General features: G+C 68.3%; 12 protein-coding genes. 1 reads left to right on the forward strand and 11 read right to left on the reverse strand.

What is annotated here, in order from left to right; genetic code table 11:
- Nucleotides 1–315 precede the first annotated feature (315 nt).
- Genes ampD through J2W23_RS21090 form a run of 5 tightly spaced genes read right to left on the reverse strand, consistent with a single transcriptional unit; the run spans nucleotide 316 to nucleotide 5,309 of the window.
- Entirely contained in the window at nucleotides 316–939 is a 624-nt protein-coding gene (gene ampD, locus J2W23_RS21070) for a 1,6-anhydro-N-acetylmuramyl-L-alanine amidase AmpD (protein WP_307650119.1), read from the reverse strand.
- Nucleotides 926–2,503, reverse strand: a complete 1,578-nt coding sequence (locus tag J2W23_RS21075; protein ID WP_307650120.1) for a sigma-54-dependent transcriptional regulator — start codon at nucleotides 2,501–2,503, stop codon at nucleotides 926–928. The genes ampD and J2W23_RS21075 overlap by 14 nt, the downstream gene beginning before the upstream one ends.
- A 4-nt stretch (nucleotides 2,504–2,507) precedes the next feature.
- Nucleotides 2,508–4,205, reverse strand: coding sequence for a two-component system sensor histidine kinase NtrB (locus J2W23_RS21080; protein ID WP_307650121.1), 1,698 nt, complete (start codon nucleotides 4,203–4,205; stop codon nucleotides 2,508–2,510).
- A gap of 16 nt (nucleotides 4,206–4,221) precedes the next feature.
- On the reverse strand, nucleotides 4,222–4,497 hold the full coding sequence (locus J2W23_RS21085; RefSeq protein ID WP_307650122.1) for a PP0621 family protein: 276 nt from the start codon (nucleotides 4,495–4,497) through the stop codon (nucleotides 4,222–4,224).
- Nucleotides 4,494–5,309 carry a cytochrome C assembly family protein gene (locus J2W23_RS21090; protein WP_206177309.1) on the reverse strand — a complete coding sequence of 272 codons (816 nt, stop codon included), beginning with the start codon at nucleotides 5,307–5,309 and terminating at the stop codon, nucleotides 4,494–4,496. The genes J2W23_RS21085 and J2W23_RS21090 overlap by 4 nt, the downstream gene beginning before the upstream one ends.
- 115 nt (nucleotides 5,310–5,424) lie before the next feature.
- Between J2W23_RS21090 and ffh the strand changes: the two genes are divergently transcribed.
- Nucleotides 5,425–6,813, forward strand: a complete 1,389-nt coding sequence (gene ffh, locus J2W23_RS21095; RefSeq protein ID WP_306880362.1) for a signal recognition particle protein — start codon at nucleotides 5,425–5,427, stop codon at nucleotides 6,811–6,813.
- 69 nt (nucleotides 6,814–6,882) lie between these two features.
- Here the strand turns inward: ffh and J2W23_RS21100 are convergent, their stop codons facing one another.
- From J2W23_RS21100 to J2W23_RS21125, 6 genes are all read right to left on the reverse strand, one after another.
- Nucleotides 6,883–8,022: an AAA family ATPase gene (locus tag J2W23_RS21100; RefSeq protein ID WP_307650123.1), complete on the reverse strand. Its 1,140-nt coding sequence runs from the start codon at nucleotides 8,020–8,022 to the stop codon at nucleotides 6,883–6,885.
- Nucleotides 8,019–8,921, reverse strand: coding sequence for an RNA ligase family protein (locus J2W23_RS21105; RefSeq protein WP_307650124.1), 903 nt, complete (start codon nucleotides 8,919–8,921; stop codon nucleotides 8,019–8,021). Before J2W23_RS21105 ends, J2W23_RS21100 begins: the two co-directional genes overlap by 4 nt.
- Nucleotides 8,922–9,226: 305 nt before the next feature.
- On the reverse strand, nucleotides 9,227–11,251 hold the full coding sequence (gene mdoH / locus J2W23_RS21110) for a glucans biosynthesis glucosyltransferase MdoH (protein ID WP_307650125.1): 2,025 nt from the start codon (nucleotides 11,249–11,251) through the stop codon (nucleotides 9,227–9,229).
- 5 nt (nucleotides 11,252–11,256) lie between these two features.
- Nucleotides 11,257–11,463: a hypothetical protein gene (locus J2W23_RS21115; RefSeq protein WP_176660204.1), complete on the reverse strand. Its 207-nt coding sequence runs from the start codon at nucleotides 11,461–11,463 to the stop codon at nucleotides 11,257–11,259.
- A 193-nt stretch (nucleotides 11,464–11,656) separates the two neighbouring features.
- Nucleotides 11,657–13,045 (reverse strand): sigma 54-interacting transcriptional regulator, encoded by a 1,389-nt coding sequence (locus J2W23_RS21120; protein WP_176660205.1) that lies wholly within the window; start codon nucleotides 13,043–13,045, stop codon nucleotides 11,657–11,659.
- Entirely contained in the window at nucleotides 13,042–13,710 is a 669-nt protein-coding gene (locus J2W23_RS21125) for a hypothetical protein (protein WP_176660206.1), read from the reverse strand. Before J2W23_RS21125 ends, J2W23_RS21120 begins: the two co-directional genes overlap by 4 nt.
- Nucleotides 13,711–13,772 lie beyond the last annotated feature (62 nt).

Raw genomic sequence — 13,772 nt, forward strand, 5'->3', positions numbered from 1 at the left:
CGACGCCTTGGCTGGGCGCCGCGCCGGCGTTGTTGACCGGACGGAGGACACTATATCTAGGGTGCCAGGGGTCTACAAGCCACTACAGGTAGTGTTTTGTGAGTGGTTCACCTACTGCGGGTATCTCTCTAGCCATAGGCCATGGCTGGCGATGCCGCGTGAATACTGGCCTATGGTCGCGCAACCCGCATGGGGCGTGGCTTGCGAGCTGATTTGAGCCTGCAAGCCGCATGGTTGCTGAGGTTCACATTTGCATTCGCTCAAGCGATGCGGCCGAAGGGCAGGGCATCGCGGGGCGTCATGCGATTGAAAAAATTAGCGCTCCATCACAGATGGGGGAAACATCTGTGATTTCCAGCCCAGTTGCGCGTGCAGCAATCGCCAATCGAAGCCTGCGCCGGGGTCCTGTTTTCGGCCCGGTGCGATGTGCTCGTGACCGGCGATGAATGCGATGGCGTAGTGCTGTGCGATGGCGGGGCAGAGGCTCGCCAGCGTCTCGTATTGCGCGGTCTCGAAGCTCTGGCCTTCGAGGCCTTCGAGCTCGATGCCGATCGAGTCGTCATTGCAGTTGCCGCGGCCGCGCCATGACGACACGCCCGCATGCCAGGCGCGGTCGTCGCAGCTCACGAACTGCCAGAGCTCGCCGTTGCGGCGCACATAGAAATGCGAGGACACCTCGATGCCGCGAATCGACTGGAAGTACGGATGCGCGTCCCAATCGAGGCGGTTGGTGAAGAGCTTTTGCACCGCATCGCCACCGTATTCGCCGGGCGGCAGGCTGATCGAATGCAGCACGATCAGATCGGTTTGCGCGCCGCCGGGGCGAGGGCCGAAGTTCGGCGAGGGCAGGGCTTTCGCGAAGCGGTACCAGCCGGCCCGCCAGAGCCCGTCGTCGGCGGGCGGCGTGTTGTGCGGGAGGGTTTCCTCAGTCGTCGACATGGCTGCTGCTGGCGCCATCGTCGCCGTTGGGCGTGGTGATGCCCAGCCGCGCGATGCGGTAGCGGATCTGGCGCAGGCTCATGCCCAGGCGTGCGGCGGCCGCGGTGCGGTTGAAGCCGCTCTCGTGCAGTGCGCGCACGAGGATCTCGCGCTCCTGCTGGTCGAGATAGGCCTGCAGGTCGGAGGGCAGCGGCGGCGGCGCGGGCCTGAATTCCGCCGCCGATGCCGGCCTGGGTTCTGCGACCGGCGCCGGGATGTCGCTGCGCGGTGCAGCTTGTTCGGGCGTCGCCGAGGCCATGTCGGCGGCGGCCATCGTCGTGGCGACATGGCCGCCCATCAGGTCCAGGTGCAGTTCGTCGCCATCGTTCAGCGCGACCGCGCGATGGAGCAGGTTTTCGAGCTCCCGCACGTTGCCGTCCAGCGGATGCAGCGCGAGGCGGCGCAGCAGCTCGGCCGACAGGTGCGGCACCGGCAGCCCGCCGTCCTGCGCGATGCGCGCGAGCAGCGCGGCGCAGAGCGCGGGCAGGTCTTCGCGGCGGTCGCGCAGCGCGGGCACCGCGATCTCGATCACGTTGAGGCGATAGAAAAGGTCTTGCCGGAAGCGGCCGGCCTGCACCTCGGCGTGCAGGTCTTTATGGGTGGCGCTCACGATGCGCACGTCGACCGCCTCTTCCTGCGTCGAGCCGATCGAGCGCACGCTGCGTTCCTGGATCGCGCGCAGGAGCTTGGACTGCATCGCCAGCGGCAGGTCGCCGATTTCGTCGAGGAACAGCGTGCCGCTGCGCGCGGCCTGGAAGTAGCCGTCGCGGTCTTGCGAGGAGCCGGTGTACGAGCCTTTTTTCGCGCCGAAGAATTCGGCCTCGAGCAGGTTCTCGGGAATCGCGCCGCAGTTGACCGCGACGAAGGGCCCGTCACTGCGCTGGCTGCAGGCGTGCACCGCACGCGCCACCAGTTCCTTGCCGGTGCCCGACTCGCCGCGCACCAGCACCGGCGCCATGCCGCGCGCCACCTTGGCGATGCGCGACTTGACGAGACGCATCGGGTCCGATTCGCCGACCAGGCGATCGAGCGCCGCGATGCCGCTGCTGCCGGTGACCGATGCGGCCTCGGCGCGTTCGCTGCCGGTGCTTGCAACGGCAGCTTTCTCCGGCTTGACCTGCACGACCGGGGCTCGCGTGGCCTGCACCGCGGAGGCGACCACGGCTCGGAACTGCTTCAGGTCGACAGGCTTGGTGAGGTAGTCGAACGCACCCGCCTTGAGCGCCTCGACCGCGTTTTCCGCCGAGCCGTAGGCCGTCATCACCACGCAGCGCTCGCTGCGCTGGTTCTTCTGGATGCGATGGATGATCTCCATGCCCTGTCCGTCGGGCAGCCGCATGTCGGTGATCACCGCATCGAAGCGCGCGGCCTCCAGGTGCTGCCAGGCTTCGGACACGCTGCCCGCGGCCTCGACGCGATAGCCTTCGCGCAGCAGCGTCAGTTCATACAGCGTGCGCAGGTCGGGCTCGTCGTCGATGACAAGGATCTGCGCGGGACGCGGGGCGGAAGGGAGGGGGGTGCTCACGACGCTATTGTGTCAGCCGGTTCTCGCTGGCGGCAAAGCTGACGAAGAATTCATTGCCCTCGGGTCCGCCCGCCACCAGCGCCCGCCGCTCGTAGCCGATGGTGGCGCCATGGCGCCGGCACAGCTCGCGGCAGAGAAAAAGGCCGAGGCCGCTGGAGCGGCTTTCGGACGAGAAGAAGGGCTCGAACAGGTGACGCTGCACCGCCGGCTCCAGCGGCGCGCCGTCGCTCCACACCTGCAAGGCCGGCCGGTTGGTGCCCGGGCGCTGCAGCGTGGTGATGACCTGGATCGCGCCCTCTCCCTTGCCCGCATAGCGCGATGCGTTGTCCAGCAGGTTCACCAGCAGGCGGCGCAGGTGCTCCGCGTCGAAGCGCACGTCGATGCCGGGCGCCTCGAGCGCGATGCGCACGCCCTTGCGCTGCGTCTGGCGCACCCATTCCTCGGCCAGCACCTGCACCGCCGGATCGAGCACCACCTGCTCGCCGAGCGAGAGCACGCGTTGCTGGCGGGCGCGCGAGACGTCGAGCACGTCGTCCACGATGCGGGCGAGCCGCTGCGCGTTGTGCTGGACCATGTCGGTCAGCTTGCGGTGGGCTGGGTCGGTGAGGTCTTCGCTGAGCAGCGCGCTGGCCTGTGCAATAGCCGCCAGCGGGTTGCGGATTTCATGCGCCACGGCGGCGGACATGCGCCCCATCGCGGCCAGCTTCTCGGTGCGGATGCGCGCCTCGAGTTCGCGCAGGTCCTGCAGGAACATCACGCAGAGGCTGTCGGCACGCTTGTCGCTGGTGGGCGTGAGCCGGGTGCGCACGCGCACCTCGCGCGCCGCGCCGCGGGCCTGTGCGACGGGGATTTCCTCGGACTGCGGCGCGCGCCGCGCGAAAGTCTGGCGCGAGAGCGCGGCCAGCGCATGCCAGGCGGGCTGGGCGTGCAACGCGAACGGCAGCGGCAGCTTCGCCAGGCCCTGGCCGAGGATCGCGTCGGCGGCCGGGTTGGCCGCGTGCACCATGCCTTCGGCATCGATCACCAGCACGCCTTCGGCCAGCGTCTCGATCACCAGGTCGTTGACCTCCGCCTGCATCTGCGCGCTGCTGCGGTTGCGCTGCGCGACCGCCTCTTCGCGCGCAAGCCGGCGCGCCAGTTCGTGCGCGAGCAGCGCCACCACGAAGAGGCCGGTGCCGGTGAGTGCCGCCTGCACGAAGCGGGCCGAGGAGTCGCCCGGCTGCTGCAGCCAGTGCCACCCTGCATCGGCCAGCAGCAAGAGCGTGACGGTGGCCGTGGTGCCCAGGCTCACGATCATCGTGCCGAGCACCGCGCTCATGAGCACCGGCAGCGCGAACAGCGGCGTGTAGTTGACGTTGCCGCTCTGCAGCACCTGCAGCGCGGTGAAGGTGGCGAGGTCGATGCCGATGGTCAGCAGCCAGAGCGTCGAGAAACCGCGAATCGGCGGTTCGAAGTGCGCATAGCGCAACTCCAGCCAGGTGACGACCAGGTAGGCCGCGCAGATCGCGATGGCCACCGCCTGCATCGTCTGCCCGAGCGCGAAGGCCACGCCCTGCAGCACCACCAGCACCAGCGCGACAAAGCAGCGCGCCGCCATGAAGCCACGCCAGAGCCGCAGCAGTGCCGTGCTTTCGCTGCCGCCTGGCTCGAGCACGTCCCAATCGGTGACCGGCTCGCCGCGCGCCCAGAGGGGAGTGCTCATGGAGCAGGGGGCGTGTTCAGCCGCGCGCCGCGACCGCGGCCTGACGGTGGGCGGTGCTGCAATAGACCGCGTCGTCGGGGCCGGCGATGGCATCGCTCGCGGGCAGATGCAGGCCGCAATGGGCACAGCGCACCATCGCCTGCGGCGCGCCGACCGCCGTCGGTGCGGCCGGGCGCTGTTGTTGCGCCTTGGCCATGCGCTCGCGCTGGGCGTCGCGCATTTCTTCGCGCCGGTTCTTGCGCCAGAGCCAGATGGCGATCCAGAGCACGGCGAGGACGAGGAGGTATTTCATACGGGAGGACGCGCCAGCACCACTTCGAGCACGAAGCGGGAACCCACATAGGCCAGCAGCAACAGGGCGGAGCCGGCGTACAGCACGCGGCGGGCCGTGCGGCCGCGCCAGCCGAAGCGCGCGCGGCCGATCAGAAGAACGGCGAAGGTGACCCAGGCGAGCACCGAGAAGGTCGTCTTGTGGTCCCACTTCCAGGCGCGGCCCGCGGCGCCGTACAACTGCTCGGTGAACAGCAGGCCGGCCAGCAGCGTGGCCGACAGCAGCACGAAGCCCGCGGTCACGAAGCGGAAGGTGAGGCGCTCCAGCGTGAGCAGCGGCACACCGCCTTCGGGAGGCGCGCCGGTCGTCAGGCGGATCTGCTTTTCGGCGCGCGTGATCAGCCAGGCATGAACCACGGCCGCGCCGAACAGCCCGTAGGAGGCGATGCCCAGCGCGAGATGCAGAGGAAGCCACGGCGAAGCGGTGACGTGCAGCGGCGTCCCCGGGAACAGGATGGCCAGCAGCACGGCCGCTGCACCCAGCCAAGCGAGCGCGCGCCGCACCTTCAATTGGGGATACAGGCGGCTTTCGATCGCATAGACCGTGAGCACCAGCCAGGCCGTGACCGACAGCGCGGGGGCAAAGCCGAAGCGCGGCTCGCTGCCGACCAGTCCATGCGCCAGCACGGCTGCATGCAGAAGCCACGCAATTCCAAGGGCCCATTGGGTGGTTTGACGGCTGAGCCGGGCGCCCGCGGCAGCGGCAAATCCGTAGGCTGCTGCGGTGGCGATGCCCAGCGCCACGCCGAGTGGGGAGGGGATCGCTAAAATCATCGGCCGGAGTGTACCGGCTGGACCTTGCGTTCCCCGCGCCCGACTTCAAGTTCTCCCCTCGTCTTTCAGACTTTCCATCCGGCCCGCCGCAGCGGGCAGCAAGGCATTCCCGCTCATGGCCACCGCCCTTACAGAAAAGTTCTCCCGCCTCGTCAAGACGATGAGCGGCCAGGCCCGCATCACCGAAAGCAACGTGCAGGACATGCTGCGCGAGGTGCGCATGGCGCTGCTGGAGGCCGACGTGGCGCTGCCCGTGGTGCGCGATTTCGTCGCCCGGGTGAAAGAGAAGGCGCTCGGCCAGGAAGTGCTGGGCTCGCTCAAGCCGGGCCAGGCGCTGGTCGGCATCGTGAACCGCGAACTCGCGGCGACGATGGGCGAGGGCGTCTCGGACATCAACCTCGCGGCCCAGCCGCCGGCGGTGATCCTCATGGCCGGCCTGCAGGGCGCCGGCAAGACCACCACCACCGCCAAGCTGGCCAAGCACCTGATCGAGAAGCGCAAGAAGAAGGTGCTCACGGTGTCGGGCGACGTGTACCGTCCGGCCGCCATCGAGCAGCTCAAGACCGTGACGAAGCAGGCCGGCGCCGAGTGGTTCCCGAGCACGCCCGACCAGAAGCCGCTGGACATCGCCCGCGCCGCGCTCGACCACGCCAAGCGCCACTACTTCGACGTGCTGCTGGTCGACACCGCCGGCCGCCTCGCGATCGACGAAGTGCTGATGACCGAGATCAAGCAGCTGCATGCAGCGCTCGATCCGGTCGAGACCCTGTTCGTGGTCGATGCCATGCAGGGCCAGGACGCGATCAACACCGCCAAGGCCTTCAAGGAGGCGCTGCCCCTCACCGGCATCATCCTGACCAAGACCGACGGCGATTCGCGCGGCGGTGCGGCGCTGTCGGTGCGGCAGGTGACGGGCGTGCCGATCAAGTTCGCCGGCACGAGCGAAAAGATCGACGGCCTGGAGGTGTTCGATGCCGAGCGCCATGCGGGCCGCATCCTGGGCATGGGCGACATCGTCGCGCTGGTCGAGCAGGTCACGGCCGGCGTCGACGTGGCGGCGGCGCAGAAGCTCGCGGCCAAGGTCAAGAGCGGCGCGGGCTTCGACCTGAACGACTTCCTCGGCCAGCTGCAACAGATGAAGCAGATGGGCGGCCTCTCCAGCCTCATGGACAAGCTGCCCACGCAGATGGCCGCCAAGGCCACCGAAGCCGACATGACGCGCGCCGAGCGCGACATCCGCCGCAAGGAAGGGATCATCCAGAGCATGACCCCGCTGGAGCGCCGCAAGCCCGAGCTCTTGAAGGCCACGCGCAAGCGCCGCATCGCTGCCGGCGCGGGCGTGCAGGTTCAGGAAGTGAACCGCCTGCTCAACGAGTTCGAGCAGATGCAGGGGATGATGAAGAAGATGAAGGGTGGCGGCCTGATGAAGATGATGAAGAAGATGGGCGGCATGAAGGGCATGGGCGGGATGGGTGGTCCCGGCGGGCCGAAGCTGCCGTTCTGAGCCTCGTACATATATAGATAGACAAGAACAGAAGCCCGCCGGGGAATTTCCCGGCGGGCTTCGTCGTTTTCAGGTCTGTACGTCGTAGACCGTGTCGTGTGCCTCGATCGGCGCCGGCAACTCCCAGCGATGCAGCATCCGCTCGATGCCCGCGTTCGAGAGCGTCGTGTCGCGCTCCCGATTGCGGCGCATCAGCTCGGGATGCGGCACTTCCAGGTACACCAGCTCGATCTGCGCGTGGTACGCCCAGAGCAGGTCCAGCGTCTTGGTGCGCATCTGCTGGCTCAGGTGCGTGGCGTTCCAGACGAAGCGCTCCTGCTTGCGCAACAGCGCTTTCGCCTGGTCGACCGCATGGTGCGCGGCGAGCCCATCGTTCTCGCCGTGCTTGAGGCCCAGCTCGGCGCGCGCGTCGTCGAAGGACACGATCGGCCAGCCCTTGCGATGCCGCGCCACCCAGTGGTTCTTGCCGCTCGCGGGCAGGCCGCACATCACCGTGACCTCTGCGCCCGGCTGCTGGAACAGCGGGTAGTCGGGGCTGGTGTCGGCGCCGCGGAAGTAGGCCAGGCGCGTGTGCGCATCGGCCATCTTGCGCGGGCCATCCCAGCAGCCTTCTTCCTGCGCAAGCTGCTCGAAGAGCGCGATGTCGGCGAGGCTGTCGGCGCGCTTCTCGTAGTGGCGGCCGAGCATGTCGCAGCGCGCCACGCAGCACAGGTCGGGCAGGTTCAGTTCCCACGAGAGCCGGTGCGCCAGCCACTCGGGCCGCTCGCCCTTGCGCGAGGCAAAGGCGTGGAACGGCACCTGGTGCACCGCGATGATCCGGCAGACCGCCTCGCGCAACGCGAAGGGCACGCGGGCCTTCCACATCAGCACCCGCACGTCGACCGATCCGCGGCGCGAGTGACCGGGCTGGCCGATGCGGCCGCTGGCTTCGTCGATCACGGTGGTGTCGGGCTTGGCGATGTCGTGCAGCAGGCAGGCCATGAACAGCACGAAGCGGCCATCGGCATCGGCGCGCTGGTAATGCGCGTCGGCCAGGAGTGCATCGAGCACCATGCGCGTGTGGATGCCGACGTTGCCTTCGGCGTGGTAGTACGCGTCCTGCGGCGTTTCTTCGAGGCGCAGCAAGGCCGGCAGCAGGTCGCAGCATCGGGCCCAGTCGCAGCCTTGGGCGGGCGCGGGGACCAGTGCCCGCAGATCGTCGTAAGTCATCGCGGCCTCCTTGCGTTGGTTGCCAGGTCGGTGGGTTCGCGCAGCGTGCGCAGGCCCAGGTCTTGCCAGCTCACCTGCGGCGTCGGCGCGTAGAGGTCCACGCCCGGCGCGAGCTGGTTGGGCAGCACCGGCCGACGGCTGTGGTGCGAGCCCGAATCGAGGATGGTCTGTACGAAGTCGGGCCGAACCCATTTGTAGCGGCCGGTCACCCGGCCGCCCGATTCGGCCTTGAGGTACAGGCCTTCGGCGAGGTCGGACAGGTCGGTTTGCTGTCGCACGAGATCGAGCGGCTGGCTCTCTTGCGCCACGGCCTGCTCGAAGGCCGGCTTCCAATTGGCGCTGCGCGCCAGCGACGGCTGCACCAGCATGCGCAGCGCCTTCGCGCTGCGCGGCATCGCGCCCTCGTACAGCACAGGCACCGACACGACCGGGCCACCGGCCAGCAGCGCATGCCGCGCGGGCGTGGAGAGAAAGCACCCCGCCTGGCGGTCGTACAGGTCGAACTCCAGAAAGAACGCGGGCAGCCGGTCGTACCAGCAGCTGTGCTTGGCAAAGCACCACTCGCCGTACATCACGTAGCGGTCTTCGAGCCGTTCGAGCAGCGCGGCTTCGTGCGCCGCGGCCCAGTGCTTGAACAGGTTGAACTGCCGTTCGCCCGCGCCGCCGGCCAGGTAGTGGCCACGCGACTGCAGCAGCAATTCGCCTGCCGAGGTGAACGACACGGCGGCATTCGCGCCATCGAGTTTTTCCTCGATGACCACGTGCTGGCCGTGCAGCGCGGACAACGGCGTCTGGCCGTCGTCGGTATCGCCGGCCTGCAGCCGCGAGCCTTCCAGGTGCGCAGTACGCGGGTACTTGAGCAGCGGGATCGATGAAAGGGAAGAAGAGAGAGGGAACACGTTGTTCTCCAGATGGAAATCAGGAAGAACCGACAACGTGCGGGAGCGAAGCTGGAAGAGAAAGTCGACTTCGATGGCCGGGGAGGCCGTGTCTGGTCAGCGGGGTACGCAGCTAGGCGCCCGACATGACCAGTGAAGTGGTGTTGTCGGCGTCAGAGAGTGATGACGGCGAATCGGGGCACTTGGCGCTCCAGGGGATCGGACGATCCGTGGGTTGAAAGAAAAAGAGTGGGCGATTCTAGCCACGCACCATGAAAAAAGCCGGCCCTCAGGCCGGCTTTTGGAGGTGCTGTGTCTTCAGCGCATCACGCCGCAGCCAGAGCCGCAGGACGCGCCAGGCGCAGCGCATGCATCCACGCGCGGCGCAGCACGGCCGGCGAACGCGATTCCTCGGGAATCAGCAGGAAGCCGCGGTCGCGCAGCGTGGTGCCCAGCGCGATCTGGCTGGTCAGCACGGTCAGCGGAATCGCCAGCAGCAGCGGCAGGCCGACAGGCATGAGCCAGATCAGCGCGCTCGGGTCGATCATCGCGACGCCGACGGCCAGCATGCCGATCACCAGCGTCATCGGGGCCAACTGCGTGGCAGCGATCTTCCACGGCACGGCGTTGGCTTCACGCGGGGGCGACTTCCAGTCGAGCTTGATGCCGGTGAGGGCGACCAGAACGAACAGCGAGTGAGCCAGCATGCGGACCGGCGCCTGCACGATGGCCAGGGCGCTTTCCATCACCGAGCTCTTCACGAGGCCCCAGGTGCCGCCGTATTGGCGTTGCTCGCCGCGCATCAGCACGGCAGCGATGCCCAGCACGCGCGGCAGGAACAACAGGCACAGGGTCCAGACCCAGAGGCCGGCCAGTTCGGCAGGCAGCACGCTCCAGCTCGACACGAGGCTGGAACCGCTGAGCCACAGGGCCGTGCCCAGCGTCAGGAAAGCGAGCCACAGGGGCGCCGAGACGTAGGCCATGGTGCCGGTCACGAACATCGCGCGGTGCACCGGGTGGATGCCGGGCTCGGCCATCAGGCGGGCGTTCTGCAGGTTGCCCTGGCACCAGCGGCGGTCGCGCTGCAACTCGGCCAGGAGGTCCGGCGGTTGCTGCTCGTAGCTGCCGACCAGGTCGGACACCAGCCACACGTTGTAGCCGGCACGGCGCATCAGCGCGGCTTCGACGAAGTCGTGCGACATGATGCCGCCCGACATGCCGCCGGTGCCCTTGATCGGGGCCAGCGCGCAATGCTTCATGAAGGGCTCGACGCGGATGATCGCGTTGTGGCCCCAGTAGTGCGATTCGCCCAGTTGCCAGAACTGCATGCCCAGCGTGAACAGGCGGCCCGTCACGCGGGAAGCGAATTGTTGTGCGCGGGCGTGCAGCGTGACGTGGCCGATGGCCTGCGTCGCGGTCTGGATGATGCCGGCGGTCGGGTTGGCTTCCATCAGCTTGACCATCGAGGTCAGGCAGTCGCCGCTCATCACCGAGTCGGCGTCGAGCACGACCATGTAGCGGTAGTCCTTGCCCCAGCGGCGGCAGAAGTCGGCCACGTTGCCGGCCTTGCGGTGCGTGCGGCGGGTGCGCAGGCGGTAGTACACCTCGACCTGCGGCTGGTTCGGGCTGTCGGCCAGGGCGGCGCGCAGGTCTTCCCAGGCGGCGCGCTCGGCGGCGGCGGTCTCGGGGTTGTAGCTGTCGGACAGCACGAACACGTCGAACTGCTTGGCGTGGCCGGTGGAGGCGACCGACTCGCAGGTGGCGCGAAGGCCCGCGAACACCGTGGCAACGTCTTCGTTGCAGATCGGCATGATGATCGCGGTGCGGGCCTCGGGGTTCATCGGGTGGTTGGCGACCTGCTTGGCCGACAGCGCGTGCTTGTCACCGCGCACCGAGACATAGAAGCCCATGAGGGCGGTCACGAAACCGGTCACGACCCAGCCCGAGAGCAGGCCGTACAGGCCGATCTGGCCGTATTCGAGCCAGACGTTGTCGTAGTCGGGTTGCACGCCGGCAAACAGCGTGGAGGCGATCACGGTGCTCAGCACGGTGAGCAGCATGAAGGCGTTGCGGCGGCGGGCCGCGGCGCGCTGCCACGGCTGCTTGACCTGCTGGGTCGATTCGGCGGACTCAGCGTCGGTGCCTTCGGCCGCACGGCCGGCGCCGAGCTTGACCAGCAGGGCGGTGCCGATGCTGTTCCAGAAACCGCGCCAGGGGCGGGGCGTCATCGAACCGCGGTTGACGGGCGGCGCGGTGACCGAGTTGGGGTGGCGCTCTTCGCGGACCGGGCTGCGGTGCGAGAAATCGGCTTCGGTCAGCACGTTCAGTTGGGAGAAGTCAGTGGGCTTCATGTGATTTACCAACGTTGCTTGTCGAGGGAAGAAGGGGTGTCGCCAATGGCAGGAAAGCGCTTGATGACGCAATCCGGCTCGGCGCCGCCTGCACTGGCGAGCGCGGCGAGCGAATGGCCCGCGGCACGGGGCCGCGAGAGGGAAAACTGCTTTTGACGCAGGCCGTCGCGCTGCTGGCGCAGTGCGAAAGATGGGCTGGTAAGTGCTGTCATGCCAGTACAGGGGCAAACCCTGTGCCAGCCTGGAAAAACGCTTTCAGATCAATGACTTGGAGCGATCTGGATACGGTTTTCGGTGGGGAGGCCCGCCGCAGGCCCCCAAAACCCCAGTTTTTGTCGCCGAATCCCGACAAGCCTTGGTGGCTGGTGGGATATGCCCTTTTAAATCAACGACTTAGGGGCGTCGCTACTCGGCGACAGGGTCCGAGCCCGGAGCGACAGCGTCGGCCTTGAAGTGGCCCGGTGTGAGCTCGTGCTTCTGCAGCAGGCGGTAGAACTCGGTGCGGTTGCGGTCGGCCAGGCGGGCCGCGTCGGCCACGTTGCCGTCGGTCAGCTTGAGCAGGCCGACGAGGTAATCGCGCTCGAAACGCTGCTTGGCCTCGGCATAGGTCTGGACCTCGACCGTCGGCACCCGCAGCGCGCGCTGCACCAGCGCCAGCGGGATCAGCGGCGAGCTCGACAGCGCGCACACCTGTTCCACCACGTTGAACAACTGGCGCACGTTGCCCGGCCAGGCGGCGGTGGTCAGCGCCTTCAGCGCCTCGGGCGCGAAGCCGGAAAGCCGCTTGCCGTACTTGGTCGACAGCCGCTGCAGGAAGTGGTTGGCCAGGAGCGGAATGTCTTCGCGCCGCGCCGACAGCGGCGGCAGGGTGAGCGTCACCACGTTCAGGCGGTAATAGAGGTCTTCGCGGAACTGGCCCGCTTCCATCGCGGCGTCCAGGTCGCGATGGGTCGCCGAGACGATGCGCACATCGACCTCGATCGACTGGCTCGCGCCCAGCGGCCGCACCGCGCGCTCTTGCAGCACGCGCAGCAGCTTCACTTGCAGGGCGGGCGGCATGTCCCCGATTTCGTCGAGCAGCAGCGTGCCGCCGTCGGCCTGCTGGAACAGGCCCTTGTGATTGGCGTGAGCGTCGGTGAAGGCGCCCTTCATGTGGCCGAACAGTTCCGATTCGAGCAGCGCTTCGGGAATGGCCCCGCAATTGACCGCCACGAACGGCTTGTCGGCGCGCGCGCTGGCCTTGTGGATGGCGCGCGCCAGCAGTTCCTTGCCGGCGCCCGAGTCGCCGCGCAGCAGCACCGAGGCGTCCGACTTGGCGACCATGCGGGCCTCGGCCAGCAACTCGGCCATGCGGTTGCTGCGGCTCACGATTTCGGCGCGCCAGCTTTCGTCGCCGCTCTTGGCCGGCGTGCTGGCGGGAGCGCCGAGCGCCAGCGCCTGCCCGATCTTGTCGAGCAGTTCGCGGGCGTCGTAGGGCTTGGTGAGGTAGGTGAAGACGCCGCGCGCCGTCGCCTCGACCGCGTCGGGAATCGTGCCGTGGGCCGTCAAAAGGATCACGGGCAGCGAGGGATGGCGCTTGCGGATCTCGTCGAAGAGCGCAAGGCCGTCGCGGCCCGGCAGGCGCACGTCGCTCAATACCAGTTGCGGATGCTCGATCTCCAACTGGGTGAGCGCGGTTTCCGCCGAGGTCACGGCCGTGACCTGGTAGCCCGCCGACACCAGCCGCATCGAGATCAGACGCAGCATGTCCGGGTCGTCGTCGACCACGAGGAGGCGGGCGCCGGAGGTACTCATGGACTTGGCTTGTTTCCGTTGGTTGCCGGCGCCGGAACCGCGGCCGGGGCCGGCGTGGCGGAGGGCCGCGCGAAGCTGCGTTCGATGGCGCGCAGCGCTTCGATGCGGTCGTTGAGCTGGTCGATGCGGCGCTGGCTGTCGCGCAGCTGCTGCACCTGCTTGTCGCGGTCGTCCTCGACGCGGCGCTGTTCCACATAACGGGCGGCCAGCGCGCGCGCGAGCGGGTGCAGGGGCTGCGCTTCGGGCGACGGGTTGGCGATCACGCGCTGCATCAGGCCCAGCGCTCGCGCCAGGTCGGCCGGCACGCGGGTCTGCGACAGCAGGAGCGCCAGCTGCATCTGCGTGGTCGGGGAGTCGCCGGGGTCGCCGAGGCGGGCGATCTCGGTGCTGAGTTCGTTCCCGCCGAGCGGGCGCACCTTGTCGGCATACGACAGCATGGCCGCCTGCGGTCCCTGGGTCATCAGCGTGAAGAGCGAAGCCGGCTGCGTGGCGGGCGCGCGGGGCTCGGCCTCGACAGGCATCACGCGCGGCACGACGGCGGGCGGGGGCAACGCATCGGCCTCGGCGGGCGGCTTGGGCTGCGTGGCGCAGGCGGCCAGCAGCAGGGCGAAGGGCATGGCCAGCGCCGCTGCGAGGGTGGAACTGCGGACGAACGAAAAAGACATGGGTCGAAAAAAGGGACGAAGGGGCGCGAAGCGGTGATTCAGAAGGAAGCTGGGGCGTGCCG

Source organism: Variovorax boronicumulans (assembly GCF_030812215.1).
GTDB lineage: Bacteria > Pseudomonadota > Gammaproteobacteria > Burkholderiales > Burkholderiaceae_C > Variovorax > Variovorax boronicumulans_C.

Excerpts from the sequence above, each read along its gene's own strand:
- ampD (WP_307650119.1), bottom strand. The coding sequence starts at position 939 with ATGTCGACGACTGAGGAAACCCTCCCGCACAACACGCCGCCCGCCGAC.
- J2W23_RS21080 (WP_307650121.1), bottom strand. The coding sequence starts at position 4,205 with ATGAGCACTCCCCTCTGGGCGCGCGGCGAGCCGGTCACCGATTGGGAC.
- J2W23_RS21085 (WP_307650122.1), bottom strand. The coding sequence starts at position 4,497 with ATGAAATACCTCCTCGTCCTCGCCGTGCTCTGGATCGCCATCTGGCTC.
- J2W23_RS21090 (WP_206177309.1), bottom strand. The coding sequence starts at position 5,309 with ATGATTTTAGCGATCCCCTCCCCACTCGGCGTGGCGCTGGGCATCGCC.
- ffh (WP_306880362.1), top strand. The coding sequence starts at position 5,425 with ATGGCCACCGCCCTTACAGAAAAGTTCTCCCGCCTCGTCAAGACGATG.
- J2W23_RS21100 (WP_307650123.1), bottom strand. The coding sequence starts at position 8,022 with ATGACTTACGACGATCTGCGGGCACTGGTCCCCGCGCCCGCCCAAGGC.
- mdoH (WP_307650125.1), bottom strand. The coding sequence starts at position 11,251 with ATGAAGCCCACTGACTTCTCCCAACTGAACGTGCTGACCGAAGCCGAT.
- J2W23_RS21115 (WP_176660204.1), bottom strand. The coding sequence starts at position 11,463 with ATGACAGCACTTACCAGCCCATCTTTCGCACTGCGCCAGCAGCGCGAC.
- J2W23_RS21120 (WP_176660205.1), bottom strand. The coding sequence starts at position 13,045 with ATGAGTACCTCCGGCGCCCGCCTCCTCGTGGTCGACGACGACCCGGAC.
- J2W23_RS21125 (WP_176660206.1), bottom strand. The coding sequence starts at position 13,710 with ATGTCTTTTTCGTTCGTCCGCAGTTCCACCCTCGCAGCGGCGCTGGCC.